General features: G+C 71.9%; 17 protein-coding genes. 13 read left to right on the top strand and 4 right to left on the bottom strand.

From position 1 onward, the window contains the following. Window positions 1–15 precede the first annotated feature (15 nt). The 11 genes from ABZ562_RS20060 (at window position 16) to ABZ562_RS20010 (ending at window position 13,056) form a co-directional block, all read left to right on the top strand. A complete protein-coding gene (locus ABZ562_RS20060) occupies window positions 16–1,353 on the top strand; it encodes an ATP-binding protein (RefSeq protein WP_361481255.1) in 1,338 nt (445 codons plus the stop codon). 61 nt (window positions 1,354–1,414) lie between these two features. Continuing rightward, a complete protein-coding gene (locus tag ABZ562_RS20055; protein WP_361481169.1) occupies window positions 1,415–2,494 on the top strand; it encodes a tetratricopeptide repeat protein in 1,080 nt (359 codons plus the stop codon). A gap of 70 nt (window positions 2,495–2,564) precedes the next feature. Then, window positions 2,565–2,924, top strand: a complete 360-nt coding sequence (locus ABZ562_RS20050; RefSeq protein WP_361481166.1) for a histidine triad nucleotide-binding protein — start codon at window positions 2,565–2,567, stop codon at window positions 2,922–2,924. 5 nt (window positions 2,925–2,929) lie between these two features. Then, complete coding sequence (locus ABZ562_RS20045) at window positions 2,930–3,850, top strand: ribonuclease Z (protein ID WP_361481163.1); 921 nt, start codon at window positions 2,930–2,932, stop codon at window positions 3,848–3,850. Window positions 3,851–4,025: 175 nt separating this feature from the next. Next, entirely contained in the window at window positions 4,026–5,138 is a 1,113-nt protein-coding gene (locus ABZ562_RS20040; RefSeq protein WP_361481160.1) for a PfkB family carbohydrate kinase, read from the top strand. Window positions 5,139–5,310: 172 nt separating this feature from the next. Continuing rightward, on the top strand, window positions 5,311–6,315 hold the full coding sequence (locus ABZ562_RS20035) for a PhoH family protein (protein ID WP_361481157.1): 1,005 nt from the start codon (window positions 5,311–5,313) through the stop codon (window positions 6,313–6,315). 65 nt (window positions 6,316–6,380) lie between these two features. After that, entirely contained in the window at window positions 6,381–6,878 is a 498-nt protein-coding gene (gene ybeY, locus ABZ562_RS20030) for an rRNA maturation RNase YbeY (RefSeq protein WP_055553014.1), read from the top strand. After that, a complete protein-coding gene (locus ABZ562_RS20025) occupies window positions 6,875–8,182 on the top strand; it encodes a hemolysin family protein (protein WP_361481153.1) in 1,308 nt (435 codons plus the stop codon). The genes ybeY and ABZ562_RS20025 overlap by 4 nt, the downstream gene beginning before the upstream one ends. Window positions 8,183–8,519: 337 nt before the next feature. Then, a complete protein-coding gene (locus ABZ562_RS20020; protein WP_361481150.1) occupies window positions 8,520–11,492 on the top strand; it encodes an Ig-like domain-containing protein in 2,973 nt (990 codons plus the stop codon). 130 nt (window positions 11,493–11,622) lie between these two features. After that, entirely contained in the window at window positions 11,623–11,973 is a 351-nt protein-coding gene (locus ABZ562_RS20015) for a hypothetical protein (RefSeq protein ID WP_055553143.1), read from the top strand. Between the two features lie 72 nt (window positions 11,974–12,045). Continuing rightward, a complete protein-coding gene (locus ABZ562_RS20010; protein ID WP_361481146.1) occupies window positions 12,046–13,056 on the top strand; it encodes a GTPase Era in 1,011 nt (336 codons plus the stop codon). A gap of 25 nt (window positions 13,057–13,081) precedes the next feature. Here the strand turns inward: ABZ562_RS20010 and ABZ562_RS20005 are convergent, their stop codons facing one another. Beyond that, a complete protein-coding gene (locus ABZ562_RS20005) occupies window positions 13,082–13,348 on the bottom strand; it encodes a protealysin inhibitor emfourin (protein WP_055553023.1) in 267 nt (88 codons plus the stop codon). Between the two features lie 28 nt (window positions 13,349–13,376). Then, window positions 13,377–14,459, bottom strand: coding sequence for a M4 family metallopeptidase (locus ABZ562_RS20000; RefSeq protein WP_361481142.1), 1,083 nt, complete (start codon window positions 14,457–14,459; stop codon window positions 13,377–13,379). A 312-nt stretch (window positions 14,460–14,771) separates the two neighbouring features. Between ABZ562_RS20000 and leuA the strand changes: the two genes are divergently transcribed. Beyond that, a complete protein-coding gene (leuA, locus tag ABZ562_RS19995) occupies window positions 14,772–16,550 on the top strand; it encodes a 2-isopropylmalate synthase (RefSeq protein ID WP_361481139.1) in 1,779 nt (592 codons plus the stop codon). A gap of 166 nt (window positions 16,551–16,716) precedes the next feature. Continuing rightward, window positions 16,717–17,430, top strand: a complete 714-nt coding sequence (locus tag ABZ562_RS19990) for a TerB family tellurite resistance protein (RefSeq protein ID WP_361481136.1) — start codon at window positions 16,717–16,719, stop codon at window positions 17,428–17,430. A 5-nt stretch (window positions 17,431–17,435) separates the two neighbouring features. Here ABZ562_RS19990 and ABZ562_RS19985 read toward each other — a convergent pair whose 3' ends face one another. Both ABZ562_RS19985 and ABZ562_RS19980 read right to left on the bottom strand, forming a co-directional pair. Continuing rightward, window positions 17,436–18,542, bottom strand: a complete 1,107-nt coding sequence (locus tag ABZ562_RS19985; RefSeq protein WP_361481133.1) for a hypothetical protein — start codon at window positions 18,540–18,542, stop codon at window positions 17,436–17,438. A gap of 103 nt (window positions 18,543–18,645) precedes the next feature. Further along, the gene (locus tag ABZ562_RS19980; RefSeq protein WP_361481130.1) at window positions 18,646–18,837 is read right to left on the bottom strand and encodes a YegP family protein; all 192 of its coding nucleotides are present in this window, start codon (window positions 18,835–18,837) and stop codon (window positions 18,646–18,648) included. Between the last annotated feature and the right edge of the window lie 14 nt (window positions 18,838–18,851).

Here is an 18,851-nt window from a genome sequence, read left to right as displayed (position 1 = left end):
CATAAGCTGTGGGCCATACCGGACGAGTCACCGCTGATCCAGAGCCTCCGCGCGGCCGTCGCCGCCGCCCCGGACGACGTGCCCCTGCGGCTGCACCTGGCCGGGCTGTTGCTGGAGGGCGGGCTCGGGCAGGACGCGATATCCCAGACCGCGGCGGCCCTTCAGCGCGACCCCGGGAACGCCGAAGCGCAGGCCCTGATGGCGCGCGCCGTCACGACCCCGCCCGCCCCCGCCCCGGCGGACCCGCGCGTTCCCGCCCCGGCGGCACCGCCCGCGCCGCCGCGAGGCGCCCCCGGCCCCGCGTCCGGGCGCGGTTCCTCCGGGCGCGGTTCCTACGACTGGCGGCGGGCCGAGGGCGAGTTGGCGGATGTCGTCCCGCCACGCTTCGTCGAGACGCCGGACACCCCTGACGCCCCCGAGCCGCATCAGCCGCTGGCCGCCGACGGCTCCGACGACCCCGGGGGAACCTCCGCGTGGGAGGTGGAGCGCACCGGTGTGCGCCTGGCCGACATCGGCGGCATGGACGAGGTCAAACAGCGCCTGGACGCCGCCTTCCTCGCTCCCATGCGCAACCCCGAGCTGCGCAAGCTGTACGGCAAGAGCCTGCGCGGCGGGCTGCTGATGTACGGGCCGCCCGGCTGCGGCAAGACGTACATCGCGCGCGCCGTGGCCGGCGAACTGGGCGCCCACTTCATGTCGGTCAGCATCAGCGACGTGCTCGACATGTGGATCGGGAACTCCGAACGGAACATGCGCGAGCTGTTCCAGACCGCCCGTCGCAGCGCCCCCTGCGTGCTCTTCCTGGACGAGCTGGACGCCCTGGGCGCCAAGCGCAGCCAGCTCCGCCACAGCGGGCTGCGCACCACCGTCAATCAGCTCCTGGCCGAGCTGGACGGGGTCGACGCGGACGCCAACGAGGGGCTGTTCGTGCTCGCCGCCACCAACCACCCCTGGGACGTGGACGGCGCGCTGCGCCGCCCCGGCCGCCTCGACCGCACCCTGCTGGTGCTGCCGCCCGACCAGCCCGCGCGTGAGGCGATCCTCCGCCACCACCTGAAGGACCGCCCGATCGCGGGCGTCGACGTGCGCAAGCTGGCCAAGCGGACCGACGGCTTCTCCGGCGCGGACCTGAAGTACCTGTGCGAGACGGCGGCCGAGCGGGCGCTGATGGACTCCGTACGGACCGGACAGGTCCGGATGATCGGCCAGGACGACCTGATGGCCGCGCTGGGGCAGGTGCGGCCCTCGACCCGCCCGTGGTTCGACACCGCGCGCAACGTGGCCCAGTTCGCCAACGAGGGCGGTACGTACGACGATCTGCCGGCCTATCTCAAGCAGAAGCGCATGCTGTGACCCCCAACGGGGCCAGGAACGACGGGGCCAGGAACGACAGGGCCCGTAACGGGGGACGTACATGAGCGAGACCGGCACCGAGCACCCGCTGACGGCCCAGGCGGCCGCGCTGATCGAACTCGAACGGTTCGATCAGGCCAAGGAGCTGCTGACCCGCCGTCTGGCCACCGATCCGGACGACGTCCGGGCCTGGGTGCGGATGGCCGCGTGCCACAACAGCACCCGGGACTTCGAGGACGCCCTGCGCGCCACCGAGGAGGCCCTGCGCCGCGCCCCGGAGGACTTCAGCGCGCACCGGTTCCGCTCGTTCGCCCTGCGCCGCCTCGGCCGCTCGGACGAGTCGGTCGCCGCCGCCCGCGAGGCGATCCGCGTCATCCCGGATCACTGGATGGGGTACGTGGCGCTTTCCGAGGCGCTCATCTACCCGGCCGACCGCTGGCCGCAGTCGTACGAGGCGGCGGTGACCGCGGTGCGGCTCGGCCCGGAGGAGACCTCGACGCACCGCGCCCTGTGGAAGGCCGCCCTGGCCATGGGGCGGCACGATGTGTGCGAACAGGCGGTGCGCGAGGTGCTGCGCCTCGACCCGTCCAACGCCTGGGCGCTGCAGGAGCTGGCCACCCGCAAGGCGGCCGCGAAGGAGGCCAAGCTTCCGGAGGTCGCCGAGGGGTACGCCCGGGCGCTGGCCGCCGCCCCGGGCGACCAGGGGTTGCGCAAGGGACTTGAGGGGACGCTGTTCAGGATGGTGCGCGGCACCCGCTGGCTCGCCCTGCTGTGCCTGCTGATCGCCGTGCTGGCCGCGCGGGTCTTCCCCACTGGGGACGATCCGTCCGCGCTGCCCGCGCCCCTCGGGACCAGGCTCTACGCGCTCGCCGTGATGGGCGTCGTCTGGGCGCTGGGCGCCTGGCGCGCGTACCGCAAGCTGCCGCAGGGCGCCAAGCTGGGCGTCTGGTCGCTGGTGCGGCGGGAGTTCTGGGCGAAGGTCTCGCTGTACGAGGCGGTGTGGTGCACGGTGTGCGCGGTGCTGATCGTGACCGTCCCGTGGACGGACCGGGTGGTCCTCCAGGTGCTCACGCACGCGGGATGGGTGCCGCCCTTGATCACCATCTGGTTCGAGCGGGCCGCCCTGCGGGAGGCCCGGTAGCATCCCGTCCGAAAGCCTTGATGATCCGTAAGTGCCGATGATCCAGCCGACGATCCGTGAGGAGCCACCGGTGGCGGGAGAACCGCAGGCCGACTGCCTGTTCTGCAAGATTGTCTCGGGGGAGGTGCCGGCGACCGTCGTCCGTGAGACGGACACCACCGTCGCCTTCCGCGACATCAACCCCCAGGCCCCGACGCATGTCCTGGTGATCCCCAAGGCGCACTATCCGGACGCCGCGTCCCTGGCGGCCGCCGAGCCGCAGATCGCCGCGGACATCCTGTGCGAGACGAGCGCGGTCGCCGCCGACGAGAAGATCGACGGCACCGGTTTCCGGGTGGTGTTCAACACGGGCTCGGGCGCCGGTCAGACCGTCTTCCACGCGCATGCCCACGTCCTGGGCGGCCGCGGTCTCAACTGGCCCCCCGGGTAGTCCCGTTGTCCGCGCGCGAACTGGTCGTCCTCGGCACCGCGAGCCAGGTGCCGACCCGGCACCGCAACCACAACGGCTATCTGCTGCGCTGGGACGGCGAGGGCGTGCTGTTCGACCCCGGCGAGGGTACGCAGCGGCAGATGCTGCGGGCCGGGGTCGCCGCCCATGACATCAACCGGATCTGCGTCACCCACTTCCATGGGGACCACTCGCTGGGGCTCGCCGGAGTCATCCAGCGGATCAACCTCGACCGGGTCCCCCATCCGGTGACCGCGCACTACCCGGCGAGCGGGCAGCGCTTCTTCGACCGGCTGCGGTACGCCACGGCCTACCGCGAGACGGTGGGGCTGACCGAGCGGCCGGTCAGCGGTGACGGCGAGGTGATCGCCCGTACCCCCGCGTACGTCCTGGAGGCGGTCCGGCTTTCGCACCCGGTCGAGTCCTACGGCTATCGCCTGGTCGAGCCCGACGGCCGCCGGATGCTGCCGGAGCGGCTCGCGGCGCACGGGGTGCGCGGGCCCGAGGTCGGCAGGCTCCAGCGGGAGGGCGCGTTTCTGCGGGACGGGCGGACCATCACGCTGGAGGAGGTCAGCGAGGTCCGGCGCGGCCAGCGGTTCGCGTTCATCATGGACACCCGGCTGTGCGAGGGGGCGGAACGGCTGGCGCAGGGCTGCGATCTGCTGGTGATCGAGTCGACGTTCCTGGACGAGGACGAGCCGCTGGCCACCGAGCACGGCCATCTGACGGCCGGGCAGGCGGCCCGGATCGCGGCCGGGGCGGGCGTACGCCACCTGGTGCTGACGCACTTCTCGCAGCGCTACGGCGATCCGGCCGAGTTCGAGCGCCAGGCGCGGGCGGCGGGCTTCGATGGGGAGCTGACCGTCGCCCAGGACCTGATGAGCGTGGCCGTGCCGAAGCGGCGTTAGGGCCGCCATCCCGCCGCGCGGTGGGTGCCATCGGGCACACTGGCCGCATCCGTCCCGGCGGCCGCGGTCGCACCGGACAGCGGCACAGCACGGAACGGCGGCACGGAACGGCGGCACGGAACGGCGGCGCAGAACGGCGGAAACGGAACAGAGCGGACCTACCTGGGAGCACACGGTGACGACACACGACGCTGACCAGCCATCGCCCTGCCGCCCCCTGCTCGACCCTCTGGCGGCCGTCCGCGACCCCGGCGACCCGGGCTATGACGTCTATCTCACCGGCACCGTCTTCCTCGACATCATCTTCACCGGCCTGGATTCCGCGCCCGTCCGCGGCACCGAGTCCTGGGCCCGCGGCATGGGGTCCAGCCCCGGCGGCGTCGCCAACATGGCCACCGCGCTGGCCCGGCTGGGGCTGCGCACCTCGCTCGCCGCCGCCTTCGGCGACGACCACTACGGCGACTACTGCCGGGACGCGCTGGAGCGTGGCGAGGGCATCGATCTGTCGCTGTCCCGCACCATCCCCGGCTGGCACTCCCCGGTGACCGTCTCCATGGCGTACGAGGGGGAGCGCACGATGGTCAGCCACGGCCACGAGGCGCCGCCGCCCGAGGAGCCCGCGCCCAGCTGCCCGCCCCCGGCCCGGGCCGCCATCGCCTCCCTCGTGCCCGGCCGCCGGGAGGAGTGGGTCGCCGAGGCCGCCCGGCACGGCAGCCGGATCTTCGCGGACGTCGGCTGGGACGACACCGGCCGCTGGGACCCGGCGGACCTCGCCGACCTGGAGCACTGCGAGGCGTTCCTGCCCAACGCGGCCGAGGCGATGTCCTACACCCGCACCGACTGCCCGCGCGCCGCCGCCCGCGCCCTCGCCGACCGGGTGCCGCTCGCCGTGGTCACCCTCGGCTCGGAGGGGGCGTACGCGGTGGACGGCCGCACCGGCGAGACCGCCGAGGTGCCCGCGATCGCCGTGGAGGCCCTGGACCCGACCGGCGCCGGGGACGTGTTCGTCGCGGGCTTCGTCACCGGCACCCTCGCCGAGTGGCCGCTCGCCGACCGGCTCGCGTTCGCCGGGCTGACCGCCGCGCTGTCCGTCCAGGAGTTCGGCGGCTCGCTCTCCGCGCCCGGCTGGTGCGAGATCGGCGCCTGGTGGCAGCACGCCCGCTCCTACGACGACCAGATCCCGAGCGCGCTGCGCCGCTATGCCTTCCTCGACCGTCTGCTGCCCACCGCCGCCCGCCCGAGCCTCCTGCGCCGGGCGGTCCCCACGATCGGCTTCCGCCGGGCGTGAACACCCGTGCCCCGTACCAGGCACTTAAGCGTTCGGGGCCCGGTGTGATGAACGGAAGGGAGCAAAACCACTCGGGTGTTGTCGGTGGCCCGTCGTACCCTGGTATCCCAAGGTTGTCGAGCAGCGAGAACCCTTGTCGCAGGAGGTAGGAGCAGGCCGTAGAGCCGAGCCCATGACGCAACCAACCACAGCACCGCAGGCGCATGCGCAGTTCACGGTCCCGACCAAGCATCCGATGGTCATGGTCCTGGGGTCCGGTGACTCGCTGCTGCGTGTGATCGAAAAGGCGTTCCCGTCGACCGATATCCATGTCCGGGGCAACGAAGTCAGCGCGGCCGGGGACCCTGAGGAAGTGGCCCTGGTCCAGCGTCTGTTCGATGAGATGATGCTGGTGCTCCGCACCGGTCAACCGATGACGGAGGACGCGGTGGAGCGCTCCATCTCCATGCTGCGCGCAGCCGAGAACGGCGAGGGCGAGGCGGCCGAGACGCCCGCCGAGGTGCTCACGCAGAACATCCTCTCCAACCGCGGCCGCACCATCCGCCCCAAGACGCTGAACCAGAAGCGCTATGTCGACGCGATAGACAAGCACACCGTCGTCTTCGGCATCGGCCCCGCCGGTACCGGCAAGACCTATCTCGCCATGGCCAAGGCGGTCCAGGCCCTGCAGTCCAAGCAGGTCAACCGGATCATCCTGACCCGGCCCGCGGTCGAGGCGGGGGAGCGGCTCGGCTTCCTGCCGGGCACGCTCTACGAGAAGATCGACCCGTATCTGCGGCCCCTGTACGACGCGCTGCACGACATGCTCGACCCCGACTCCATCCCGCGCCTGATGGCCGCGGGCACGATCGAGGTCGCCCCGCTGGCGTACATGCGCGGCCGCACGCTGAACGACGCGTTCATCATCCTCGACGAGGCCCAGAACACGAACCCCGAGCAGATGAAGATGTTCCTCACCCGGCTCGGCTTCGACTCGAAGATCGTGATCACGGGTGACGTCACCCAGGTCGACCTCCCGGGCGGGACCAAGAGCGGTCTGCGCCAGGTGCGGGAGATCCTGGACGGCGTCGACGACGTCCACTTCTCCCTGCTCACCAGCAAGGACGTGGTCCGGCACAAGCTGGTCGGCCGTATCGTCGACGCGTACGAGCAGTACGACAGCCGCAACGGGCAGTGACCCTCCCCGAGCAGGCCGAGCAGACCCGAGCACTCCGAGAACCCCGAGAAAAGACGAACCACCCCATGGCGATCGACGTCAACAACGAATCCGGTACGGACATCGACGAGCGCGCGATCCTGGACGTCGCCCGCTACGCCCTGGCCCGGATGCGTATCCACCCGCTCTCCGAGCTGTCGCTGATCGTCGTCGACGCCGACGCCATGGAGCAGCTCCACATCCAGTGGATGGACCTGCCGGGGCCGACCGATGTCATGTCCTTCCCGATGGACGAGCTGCGGCCGCCCGTCAAGGACGACGAGGAGCCCCCGCAGGGCCTCCTCGGGGACATCGTGCTCTGCCCCGACGTGGCCAAGAAGCAGGGGGAGGAGGCGCCGACCGGGCACTCCATGGACGAGGAGCTGCAACTGCTCACCGTCCACGGCGTCCTCCATCTCCTCGGCTACGACCACGAGGAGCCGGACGAGCGCGCCGAGATGTTCGGCCTCCAGGCGGCGATCATCGACGGCTGGCGGGCCGAGTACGGTCTGACCGGGCCCTCCCCGGCCCCCACCACACGATGAACGGGCAGCTCCTCACGGCGGCGGTCCTGCTGGTGGTGGTCGCCTGGCTGGCGGCCTGTGCCGAGGCGGGCCTCGCCCGCACCACCCGGTTCCGCGCCGAGGAAGCGGTGCGCAACGGGCGGCGGGGCAGCGCCAAGCTGATGCTGGTCGCCGAGGACCCCACCCGCTACCTCAACGTGGCGCTGCTGGTGCGCGTCGCGTGCGAGGTGGCGGCGGGCGCCGTCGTCACGTTCGCCTGTGTGCACGCCTTCCCGGAGACGTGGAAGGCGCTGACCGTCGCGATCGGCGTGATGGTCCTGGTGTCGTACGTGGCGGTCGGTGTCTCACCGCGCACCATCGGCGCCCAGCATCCGCTCAACACCGCGACCGTCGCGGCCTATGTGCTGATCCCGCTGGCCCGCATCATGGGCCCCATCCCGCCGCTGCTGATCCTCCTGGGTAACGCGCTCACGCCCGGAAAGGGCTTCCGGAAGGGCCCGTTCGCCTCCGAGGCCGAGCTGCGCGCGCTGGTCGACCTCGCCGAGCAGGAGTCGCTGATCGAGGACGACGAGCGGCGCATGGTGCACTCCGTCTTCGAGCTGGGCGACACCCTGGTGCGCGAGGTGATGGTGCCGCGCACCGACCTGGTGGCCATCGAGCGCTTCAAGACCATCCGGCAGGCGCTCACCCTCGCGCTGCGCTCCGGCTTCTCCCGGATCCCGGTCACCGGGGAGAACGAGGACGACATCGTCGGGATCGTCTATCTGAAGGACCTGGTCCGCAAGACGCACATCAACCGGGAGTCCGAGTCCGAGCTGGTCTCCACCGCCATGCGGCCCGCCGCCTTCGTCCCCGACACCAAGAACGCGGGCGACCTGCTGCGCGAGATGCAGCAGGAGCGCAACCATGTGGCCGTGGTGATCGACGAGTACGGCGGCACGGCCGGAATCGTCACCATCGAGGACATCCTCGAGGAGATCGTCGGCGAGATCACCGACGAGTACGACCGCGAACTGCCGCCCGTCGAGGACCTCGGCGACGGCACCCACCGGGTCACCGCCCGGCTCGGCCTCGGCGACCTCGGCGAGCTGTACGGCACGGCCCTGGAGGACGAGGACGTCGAGACGGTGGGCGGGCTGCTCGCCAAGTCGCTCGGCCGGGTGCCGATCGCGGGCGCCACGGCCCAGGTCGACATCCCCGAGGGCGGCACCGACCCGGCCCTGAAGGCGCTGCGGCTGACCGCCGAATCCCCGGCGGGCCGCCGCAACCGCATCGTGACGGTGCTGGTGGAGCCGGTGCGGGAGACGGCGGCGGCCGAGTCGTAGGGCCCCCGGGGGCGAGGGCGGGGCGTCCGGGGGCGCGGGGGCGCCCCGTATCACGCCCGCGCGGGGCGGCGCCGCCAAGCGCGGGGTCGCGCTGCGCCATACGGATGCATTCCCCCTCTGCGGTCTGGCCCATATGCCGTAGGCACCGGCTTACTTGCAGATACCGACCGGTGGGCCGCCCATACCCCTGTCGGGGGACAGTCGGCTTGTCGTTCCGACGTAGGCAGGCCGGCCGTATGGGCACCCCCGGACAGAGGCCATGGCTCCGCGCGGCGTACACGCCGCGCGGAGCCGGGCGGCTCACCTCCCCCTGAGAACAGGAAGGGCGGCCGTCTCCATGTCCACCACCACGGTGACCTCCACACCGAATCCCTCCGTTTTCGGCCAATCCGTCACCTACACCGCCACCGTCACCGGCATCACCGCCGGCACCGCTCCGTTCGGTGACGTGACCTTCGTCATCACCGGCGGACCGACCATCGGCCCCGTGACGCTCACCCCCACCGGGCCCGACTCCGGCACGGCCAGCGTGACCGACTCGTCGCTCGCCGTCGGCTCCCATGTGGTCACGGCGAACTTCGTCAACGCCACCGACCCGCTGGACAATTCGTCCGGCACGACCATCCAGCAGGTCAACCAGGCGGCGACCATCACCACCGTCACCGTCACCCCGCCGACGCCCGTCTGTGGAGAGACCGTGACGCTGACCGCCAACGTGGCGGCGGTGCCCCCGGGCAGCGGCACACCCACCGGTACGGTCACCTTCATCATCAGCGCGGACGGGCCCACGCTGACCGGGACCCTCGACGCCTCCGGGAACGCCTCCGTCACCGTCCCCGCCCTGAGCGTGGGCACTCACCAGGTCGCCGCGTTCTACAACGGCGACACCAACTTCGCCGCGTCCAACTCGCCCTTGACGCCGCTCACCATCAACCCGGCGTCCTCGACCACGACCGTCACGGTGTCCCCCGCCGCGCCGGTGTGCGGTGAGCCGGTGACCCTGTGCGCGCAGGTGGCGACCGTGGCGCCCGGCACCTGTACGCCGACCGGTACGGTGACGTTCGTGGTCGCGGGCGGTCCGACGCTGACCGGGACGCTCGACGCGAGCGGCCAGGCGTGCGTGACGACCAGTGCCATCCCGGTGGGGACGCACACCGTCACGGCCACCTACGGGGGCAACACCAACGTCGTGGGCTCGACGGGCACGGGAACGGTCACGGTCGGCCAGGGAACGTCGACCACGACCGTCACAGTGTCCCCCGCCACGTCGGTGTGCGGTGAGCCGGTGACCCTGTGCGCGCAGGTGACGACCGGAGCGCCCAGCACCTGTACGCCGACCGGTACGGTGACGTTCGTGGTCGCGGGCGGTCCGACGCTGACCGGGACGCTCGACGCGAGCGGCCAGGCGTGCGTGACGACCAGTGCCATCCCGGTGGGGACGCACACCGTCACGGCCACCTACGGGGGCAACACCGGCGTGGCGGGCTCCACGGGGACCACGACCGTGACGGTGGGCCAGGCAGCGTCGACCACCACGGTTCTCTCCTCCCTGCCCACCGTGTGCGGTGAGCCGGTGACCCTGTGCGCGCAGGTGACGACCGTGGCACCCGGCACCTGCATGCCGACCGGCACGGTGACCTTCGTGGTCGCGGGCGGTCCGACGCTGACGGCGACGGTGAACGGCACCGGTCAGGCGTGCGTGACCACCAGCGCCATCCCCGTCGGCACGCACACGGTGACCGCCACGTACGCGGGCGACACCGGCGTCGCGGGCTCCTCGGGCACCGGGACGGTCACCGTCCTCCAGGGCACGTCCGCGCTGTCGCTGTCGGTGTCGCCGAGCCCGTCCGTATGCGGTGAGGCGGTCACCATCTGCGCCCAGGTGACGGTGGCTCCGCCCAGCACGTGCGTCCCGACCGGGACCGTGACGTTCGTGATCTCGGGCGGTCCGACGCTCACGGCGACCCTGGACGGCACCGGCATGGCCTGCGTGACCACCGGCGCCATCCCGGTCGGCACGCACACGGTCACGGCCACCTACGCGGGGGACTCCGGCGTCGCGGGCTCGACCGCCTCGACCCCGGTCACGGTGAACCCGGCGTCGTCCACCACCACGGTGTCCGTGACGCCCTCCCCCTCGGTCTGCGGTCAGCCGGTGACGATCTGCGCCCAGGTGGCGACCGTGCCGCCGGGCACCTGCGCCCCGACCGGCACGGTGACCTTCGTGATCTCGGGCGGCCCGACCCTCACGGCCACGGTCGGCGCCACCGGCCAGGCCTGCGTCTCCACCAGCGCCATCCCCGTCGGCACCCACACCGTGACGGCGACCTACGGGGGAGGCGGCGGCGTCGCGCCCTCCACGGGCACCGGCTCGGTCACCGTCAACCAGGCCACCTCCTCGACGGCGTTGACGATCACGCCCAACCCGGCCGTGTGCGCCCAGTCGGTGACGCTCTGCGCCCAGGTGACGGTCGCGTCCCCGGGCACCTGCACCCCGACCGGCACCGTCACCTTCGCGATCAGCGGTGGCCCCACCCTGACCGGAACACTCAACGCGAGCGGTCAGGCCTGTGTGACCACCACCGGGCTCGGCGTGGGGACGCACACGGTCACCGCCACGTACGCGGGAAGCACCGGCGTCGCGGGGTCGACGGCCACCGGTACGGCCACGGTGAACACGACCAGCACCACCACCACGGTCACCTCCACCCCCAACCCCTCCGCCCCTGGCCAGACGGTGGCCTTCACCGCCACCGTGGCCCCGGTGGCGCCGGGGACCGGCACCCCGACCGGCACCGTCACGTTCGTGATCAGCGGCGGCCCGACCCTGACCGGAACGCTCAACGGGGCCGGACAGGCGACCGTGACCACCAACGCGCTCACCACCGGCTCGCACACCGTCACCGCCACCTACAGCGGTGACGGCTGCTACAGCCCGTCGACGGGGTCGCTCACCCAGACCGTGTCCGGCGGGGCGACCACGACCCTGACCGCCACCCCGGCGGTCATCCGGCTGCGGTTCAACGGCCAGCTCGTCATCCCGACCCTCAGCGCCACTCTCAAGGACCAGTTCAACAACCCCGTCCCCGGCCAGACCATCACCTTCAGGGCCAACACCGCGCTCGGCCCGATCACCCTGGGCAGCGCCGTCACCAACGCCTCCGGCACGGCGACGCTGACCAACGTCACCGTCCCGCCGACGGTGCTGACCGCCAACACCTACACCGCCTCGTTCGCGGGCGCCCCCGGCCTCAGCCCGGCCACGGCGTCGGCCTCGCTGACGTTCCAGCCGGTGCCGCTGCTCCCGTAGCGGAACCCGTACCCCCGCGCCGGGCCGTCGCCACTGCGGCCCGGCGCGGGCCCATGCGCGCCCGCGAGCCGCACAACCGGTGTCACGCCCGGTCAGCGCACTGTCAGCGCCCCGTCCTATGCTCATCCGTATGAGCGATGCAGCGCAGCTGGACCCCGAAGACCGCAAGATCATCACGCTGGCCCGCTCCGCGCGGGCCCGCAACGGCGTCGCGGAGGGCGCCGCCGTACGCGACGAGACGGGTCGTACGTACGTCGCCGGCACCGTCGCCCTCGACTCGCTCCGCCTCAGCGCGGTGCGCACCGCCGTCGCGATGGCGGTCGCCAGCGGCGCGAAGTCGCTGGAGGCCGCGGCCGTGGTGACCGAGGCGGAGACCGCCTCGGACGAGGACCGCGCGGCCGTACGCGACCTCGGCGGGGCCGGCACCCCCCTCCTGCTGGCGGGCACCGACGGCACCCTGCGCACCACGCTGCCCGTCTGATGCACCGGCCCGGGGGCGGGGCGGGCGGACTGCTGGTCGGAGCGGGGCGGGGCATCGGGGAGAATGGTGGCCATGACTGCCGGTACTCCGTCCCCGACCGAGCAGCGGGAGACCCCGCACCGCTCGGGTTTCGCCTGCTTCGTCGGCCGCCCCAACGCGGGCAAGTCGACCCTGACCAACGCGCTGGTGGGGACGAAGGTCGCGATCACCTCCAACCGCCCGCAGACCACCCGGCACACCGTGCGCGGCATCGTGCACCGCCCCGACGCACAGCTGGTGCTCGTGGACACCCCCGGTCTGCACAAGCCGCGCACCCTGCTCGGCGAGCGGCTGAACGACGTCGTACGGACCACCTGGGCCGAGGTCGACGTCATCGGCTTCTGCCTGCCCGCCGACCAGAAGCTGGGCCCCGGCGACCGCTTCATCGCCGCCGAGCTGGCCGGGATCAAGAAGACGCCCAAGGTCGCGATCGTCACCAAGACCGACCTGGTCGAGTCCGAGCAACTGGCCCAGCAGCTCCTGGCCATCGACCGGCTCGGCAAGGAACTGGGCATCGAGTGGGCCGAGATCGTCCCGGTCTCGGCCGTGGGCGCGGAAAAAGAGAGGGCGGGACGCAGTCCCTCGGATGAGGGTGGTGGTGGGAGAGGGGCCGGCCAAGTGGGCCTGCTGGCCGATCTGCTCGTCCCGCTGCTCCCCGAGGGCCCGGCGCTCTACCCCGAGGGCGACCTCACCGACGAGCCGGAGCAGGTGATGGTCGCCGAGCTGATCCGCGAGGCGGCGCTGGAGGGCGTACGGGACGAGCTGCCGCACTCCATCGCGGTGGTGGTGGAGGAGATGCTGCCGCGCGAGGACCGCCCGGCGGACAAGCCGCTGCTGGACATCCACGCCAACCTCTACATCGAGCGCCCCAGCCAGAAGGGCATCATCATCGGCCCGAAGGGCCGCCGCCTGAAGGACGTCGGCTCCAAGTCCCGCAAGCACATCGAGGCCCTGCTCGGGACGCCGGTCTTCCTGGACCTTCATGTGAAGGTCGCCAAGGACTGGCAGCGCGACCCGAAGCAGCTGCGACGGCTGGGCTTCTGAGAGCGGGGCTTCAAGGGCCCGCGCGCTACGTGCCCTCCTTCAGCACCGTCCGCACCAGCTCGCGCTGGGCGTCGCTGAGGTGAGGGTCCGCGGCGTGGACCGTGCGGCCGTCCACCGTGATCTCGTAGTGGAAGCCGTCCGGGACACCGCGCGTGGCCTCCGGGGCGCCGGATTCGACGGCCTGGTGGGCCAGGGCGGACAGATGGGTGGCGTCGGGCCGTCCGGTGGTGTCCAGATCGGCCCGGCGCTCGATTCCGGCGAATCCGCCGGAGCGGGTCACGGAGATACGCATAGGTCCATCAGTACCCCGAGGGTGAGGATCAGCGCGCGTCCAGATCGGTGATTCCGACGCCTTCCCAGGCCCCCCGCACCGCGTCCCGCTCCTCGCCGTCGCCGTAGCGGGCCTGCGCCGCGGCCACCGTGAGCCGGGCGAAGTCGGCGAACTGCGCCTCCTGCGACAGCTCGCCGCCGGTCAGCACGTCGTACCAGATCCGCCCGGCCTTCTCCCACGCGTTGCCGCCGAGTGCCGTGGCGGCGAGGTAGAAGGCGTGGTTGGGGATGCCGGAGTTGATGTGGACGCCGCCGTTGTCACGTGAGGTGCGCACGTAGTCGTCCATCGTGGCCGGCTGCGGGTCCTTGCCGAGGACGTCGTCGTCGTACGCCGTGCCGGGGGCCTTCATCGAGCGCAGGGCCACCCCGGTGACCCGCTCCGCCAGCAGCCCGGCCCCGATCAGCCAGTCGGCCTCGTCGGCGCTCTGGCCCAGCACGTGCTGCTTGACGAGCGAGCCGAAGACGTCGGACATCGACTCGTTGAGCGCCCCGGACTGGCCGAAGTACTCCAGGTTGGCGGTGTACTGGGTGACGCCGTGGGTCAGCTCGTGGGCCATGACGTCCACGGGGATGGTGAAGTCGAGGAAGACCTCGCCGTCACCGTCGCCGAAGACCATCTGCTCGCCGTTCCAGAAGGCGTTGTTGTAGTCCTCGCTGTAGTGGACGCTCGCGTCCAGCGCGAGGCCCGCGTCGTCGATCGAGTGGCGGCCGTAGGCCTTGAGGAACAGCTCGAAGGTCGCGCCCAGCCCGTTGTAGGCGCGGGTCACCGAGTCGTCCGAGGTGGCCGTGTCGCCCTCGCCGCGCACCTTCTTGCCCGGCAGCGCGTCCTGGTGCTGGGAGTCGTAGATCGTGCGCTGGGGCCGGTCGGAGGGCGCGCCCTCCAGGGTGGGGGCGGCGATCCCGCGGACGGTGGTGATCCGGCGGCGCGTGCGCTCCAGGGCGTCCCGCTCCAGGGTGCGGCGGGCGGGGTCGGCGAGGGCGGAGTCCTCGGCCTGGGACAGCTTGTCGAGGACATGCGGCGGCACGATCGTGCAGAAGACACCGCGGCTGCGGGAGTTCGCGTTGACATCCATCCAGGCAATGTCGCACTGTGTCCACTGCTTGTCACGCCTTGCGGTCATGATTGATGAAATCGAGTGGTTGATGGCCATTCCTCCGCGCGGGATGCCGTGGTCCGCATAGTGATACGGGGCCTCACGCCGCGCGCGTCTCGGTTACGCTTCTGGACATCATGCGTTTCGGGCTGCTTCTTCTTAGCTGCCGCGGCGAGGGCCTGTAGTCGTAGGCCGACCCCCTCCCCGCGGAGTTCGGTGTTGCGGTGATTACGCCCCGTCGGCCGCCCCATGGACTTTCGTCCGAGCGGACATCAGAGGAGCCCACGCATCATGAGCACGTCCGACAATCCCGGTCAGCGCGCCGTAGGCCGTCCCACCCCCATCACCGCCGCGACCGTCACCCAGCGGCCCTCGGGCATGCCGATCCACAAGTACGGCCCGTACGAGGCCGTCGACATCCCCGACCGCACCTGGCCGGACAACCGCATCACCGCCGCGCCGCGCTGGCTGTCCACCGACCTGCGGGACGGCAACCAGGCGCTGATCGACCCGATGTCCCCGGTGCGCAAGCGCGAGATGTTCGACCTGCTGGTCCGCATGGGGTACAAGGAGATCGAGGTCGGCTTCCCCTCCTCCGGGCAGACCGACTTCGACTTCGTGCGGTCGATCATCGAGGAGGGCGCGATCCCCGAGGACGTGACGATCTCCGTCCTCACCCAGGCCCGCGAAGAGCTGATCGAGCGCACCGTCGAGTCGCTGCGCGGCGCGCACAAGGCCACCGTGCACCTGTACAACGCCACCGCGCCCACCTTCCGCCGCGTCGTCTTCCGCGGCACGCGTGAGCAGGTCAAGCAGATCGCGGTGGACGGCACCCGGCTGGTGGTCGAGTACGCCGACAAGATCCTGGGCGACGACACGGTCTTCGGCTACCAGTACAGCCCGGAGATCTTCACCGACACCGAGCTGGACTTCGCGCTGGAGGTCTGCGAGGGCGTCATGGACGTCTGGCAGCCCGAGGCCGGCCGCGAGATCATCCTCAACCTGCCCGCGACCGTCGAGCGCTCGACGCCCTCCACCCACGCCGACCGGTTCGAGTGGATGTCGCGGAACCTGTCCCGCCGCGAGCACATCTGCCTGTCCGTGCACCCGCACAACGACCGCGGCACGGCCGTCGCCGCCGCCGAACTGGCGATCATGGCCGGGGCGGACCGCATCGAGGGCTGCCTGTTCGGGCAGGGCGAGCGCACCGGCAACGTCGACCTGGTGACCCTGGGCATGAACCTGTTCTCCCAGGGCGTCGACCCGCAGATCGACTTCTCGCAGATCGACGAGATCCGCCGCACCGCCGAGTACTGCAACCAGATGCAGATCCACCCGCGCCACCCCTACGCGGGCGACCTGGTCTACACCGCCTTCTCCGGCTCCCACCAGGACGCCATCAAGAAGGGGTTCGAGGCGATGGAGGCCGGCGCGGCCGAGCAGGGCAAGACGGTCGACGACATCGAATGGGCCGTCCCGTACCTGCCCATCGACCCCAAGGACGTCGGCCGCTCCTACGAGGCCGTCATCCGGGTCAACTCGCAGTCCGGCAAGGGCGGTATCGCCTATGTCCTGCGGAACGACCACAACCTGGATCTGCCGCGCCGCATGCAGATCGAGTTCTCCAAGACGATTCAGGCCAAGACCGACGCCGACGGCGGCGAGGTCACCCCGGCCCAGATCTGGGCGACCTTCCAGGACGAGTACCTGCCGACGGAAGACAACCAGTGGGGCCGGATCGCGCTGCGCACCGCCCAGACCTCCACCACCAGCGAGGGCACCGACGCGCTCACCGTCGAGGCCGTCGTGGACGGCGCCGAGACCGTCCTGACCGGCACGGGCAACGGCCCGCTGGCCGCCTTCTTCAACGCGCTGGCCGCCATCGACATCGACGTACGGCTGCTGGACTACTCCGAGCACACCCTGAGCGAGGGCGCGGCCGCCCAGGCCGCCGCGTACATCGAATGCGCGATCGACGGCAAGGTGCTGTGGGGCGTTGGCGTCGACGCCAACATCGTGCGCGCCTCCCTCAAGGCCGTCGTCTCGGCGGTCAACCGCGCACGGCGGTGAACACCCACTGACCCTGTCACCCACAAGGGGCCCCGTTCGCCGCGAGAGGTGGGCGGGGCCTCGTGTTTGGCCTGTTGTCTCCGTTCGGGGTACTGACGGCACATCATGGATGTGGCTAGCATCACGTCAACGCGGCAACGTGGCCGAAGCGTTATGGAGGTGTGACGTGGTGCACGCGCGAGCCCACCGTGACCGGGACCGGTGTGTGGTAGGCGTCCGCACCCTGTGGCGGACGGTCGGCGATGGTGAGTTCTTCTGTCCCGACTGCGGAGGCGACCGCAACTACCGCCGCCGCACCGGCCGCCGCCGCATCGTGGTGCTCGGCCTGCCGCTGCTGCCCCGAGGGGCGGTCGCGCCGGTCGTCGAATGCGCCGCCTGCGCGACCCGGTTCGGCACCGAAGCCCTGGACCACCCCACCACCACCCGCTTCTCCGCGATGCTGCGCGACGCCGTGCACACCGTCGCCCTCGCGGTCCTCGCCGCGGGCGGCACCGAGGCCACGGCGGTGCGGCAGGTGGCGGTCTCCGCCGTGCGCGCCGCAGGGTTCGCCGACTGCGACGAGGGCCAGCTCCTCGCGCTCATCGAGGCGCTCGCCGCCGACACTGGCCGCCTGCCCGGCGCCGCCACCGGCGAGCGCGACGGCCTCGACCCCTGCGGTACGACGCTGGCCATCGAACTGCACGAGGCCCTGGAACCCCTGGCCCCCCACCTCGCCCCCACCGGCCGCGAGGCGATCCTCCTCCAGGGCGCCCGCATCGCCGTGGCCGACGGCCCCTACCGCCCCGCCGAGCGCGCGGTCCTCGAAACGGTCGGCCGCGCCCTCATGATCTGCCCCGACGACACGTCCCGCCTCCTGGCCGCCACCCGGGCGGCGTTCTAGGGCCCTCAGTCCGCCTCCGGCGTGCCCCAATCCTCGCGGTACGCCGCCCAGTCCGCGGGGGTGGCGGCGAAGTCCACGTACAGGGCCACCCCGAACCGCTGCCGCCGGCGGTCCTCGCGGCCGAGGCCGAGGCGGGTGCCGCGGAGGGCGGCGGGGACGGTTTCGGCCCAGGCGTGGTGGGTCCAGTTGTTGGTGTGGTAGCCGGGCAGGCCCATCAGGAGGTCGGTTCCCGGTGGGGTGGCCTGGAGGGCGAGTTCCGTCTGCTGGGCCACGTAGCCGCCGTACAGGCTCTCCAGCGGCGTCGACGTGTCGTACGACATGACCGCGATCTGGTCGACCCGCCGCGCCACCTGTCCGAAGAACGCCTGTGACCACCACTTGGGGTGGCCGGTGAAGAAGCCCGCCACCGAGTGCAGGGCGGGCAGCGGGTCGATCTGGTGGGCGGCGACGGAGAGCGGGGCGCGGCGAGCGCGGGTGAGGGCGTGGAGGTCGTCGAGGAGGGTGAGGTAGTCGCGGTCGCCGGAGTGCAGCGGCTCCAAGTCGAAGTGGACGCCGTCGAAGCCCGCGTCGAGCACCTGGCGGGCGGAGCGCACCACGTGGGCCCGGCTGTGCGGGTCGGTGAGCCGCAGCCCGGTCGGGCCCTCGGTGGCCAGGACGTCGCCGAGCCACGCCTGTACGCGGACGCCGGGCAGTTCGCGGTGGACGGCCTTCAGCAGCCACCCGGCGCGCGGGTAGCGCTGCGCGGGCAGGGCGCCGTCGTGCCGTAGCGGGCCCGTGTGGACGTAGAGGTCGCGGATGCCGGTGCCGCGTATCCGCCGGGCCAGGGAGGCCAGTTCGGCGTCGCCGTTGCGGCCGTCCACCCAGGCGTGGCCGAGCCACACCGCGTCCCGGCCGCGGGTGCGGGTGCCGGGCTCCGGATCGCCCGCGTAGTTCACCCGCAGCGCGATCCCGGCGGCGAGCAGGGACAGCAGCAGACACCCCGCGAGGGCCGCCACGACGCGCTTGGGCCACCTCAGCCGGGGATGCGACCAGGAGCGCGCGGTTGCGGTGCGGACCCGCCGGAGCCGGGCGCGAGCCGCCGTCCAAGCCTGGGATATCGGGGGTTCGGTCACGCACGGGAGCGTAGCGAGCGCCGTACGGACGCCGTCGGCCGTACGGCGCGGCTACCGCGGCCCCGCCGCGCTTCCCGCGGCTTCGCGGGCCGTGCGCACGGTCCTACGCCTTTTCGGTCGGGATCTCCTTGACCTCGGCCGAGGGCGCGTTCTTCTTGACCGACTCGACGCCTTTCTGGGCCGCGGACCTGGAGTCATACGATTCGCCGACCGCGATGATCTCGCCGTTGCCCGCTTTCAGACGGAAGCGGTGCTTGCCGCGCTTGTCCTCATAGATTTCGAACTTGCCCGCCATGTGATGCCACCTCC

This window comes from Streptomyces sp. NPDC019937, from assembly GCF_040631655.1.
GTDB lineage: Bacteria > Actinomycetota > Actinomycetes > Streptomycetales > Streptomycetaceae > Streptomyces.
This window is presented reverse-complemented; position numbering and strand designations above follow the sequence as displayed.

Excerpts from the sequence above, each read along its gene's own strand:
- ABZ562_RS20055 (WP_361481169.1), top strand. The coding sequence starts at position 1,415 with ATGAGCGAGACCGGCACCGAGCACCCGCTGACGGCCCAGGCGGCCGCG.
- ABZ562_RS20035 (WP_361481157.1), top strand. The coding sequence starts at position 5,311 with ATGACGCAACCAACCACAGCACCGCAGGCGCATGCGCAGTTCACGGTC.
- ybeY (WP_055553014.1), top strand. The coding sequence starts at position 6,381 with ATGGCGATCGACGTCAACAACGAATCCGGTACGGACATCGACGAGCGC.
- ABZ562_RS20025 (WP_361481153.1), top strand. The coding sequence starts at position 6,875 with ATGAACGGGCAGCTCCTCACGGCGGCGGTCCTGCTGGTGGTGGTCGCC.
- ABZ562_RS20020 (WP_361481150.1), top strand. The coding sequence starts at position 8,520 with ATGTCCACCACCACGGTGACCTCCACACCGAATCCCTCCGTTTTCGGC.
- ABZ562_RS20015 (WP_055553143.1), top strand. The coding sequence starts at position 11,623 with ATGAGCGATGCAGCGCAGCTGGACCCCGAAGACCGCAAGATCATCACG.
- ABZ562_RS20010 (WP_361481146.1), top strand. The coding sequence starts at position 12,046 with ATGACTGCCGGTACTCCGTCCCCGACCGAGCAGCGGGAGACCCCGCAC.
- ABZ562_RS20005 (WP_055553023.1), bottom strand. The coding sequence starts at position 13,348 with ATGCGTATCTCCGTGACCCGCTCCGGCGGATTCGCCGGAATCGAGCGC.
- ABZ562_RS20000 (WP_361481142.1), bottom strand. The coding sequence starts at position 14,459 with ATGGATGTCAACGCGAACTCCCGCAGCCGCGGTGTCTTCTGCACGATC.
- leuA (WP_361481139.1), top strand. The coding sequence starts at position 14,772 with ATGAGCACGTCCGACAATCCCGGTCAGCGCGCCGTAGGCCGTCCCACC.
- ABZ562_RS19980 (WP_361481130.1), bottom strand. The coding sequence starts at position 18,837 with ATGGCGGGCAAGTTCGAAATCTATGAGGACAAGCGCGGCAAGCACCGC.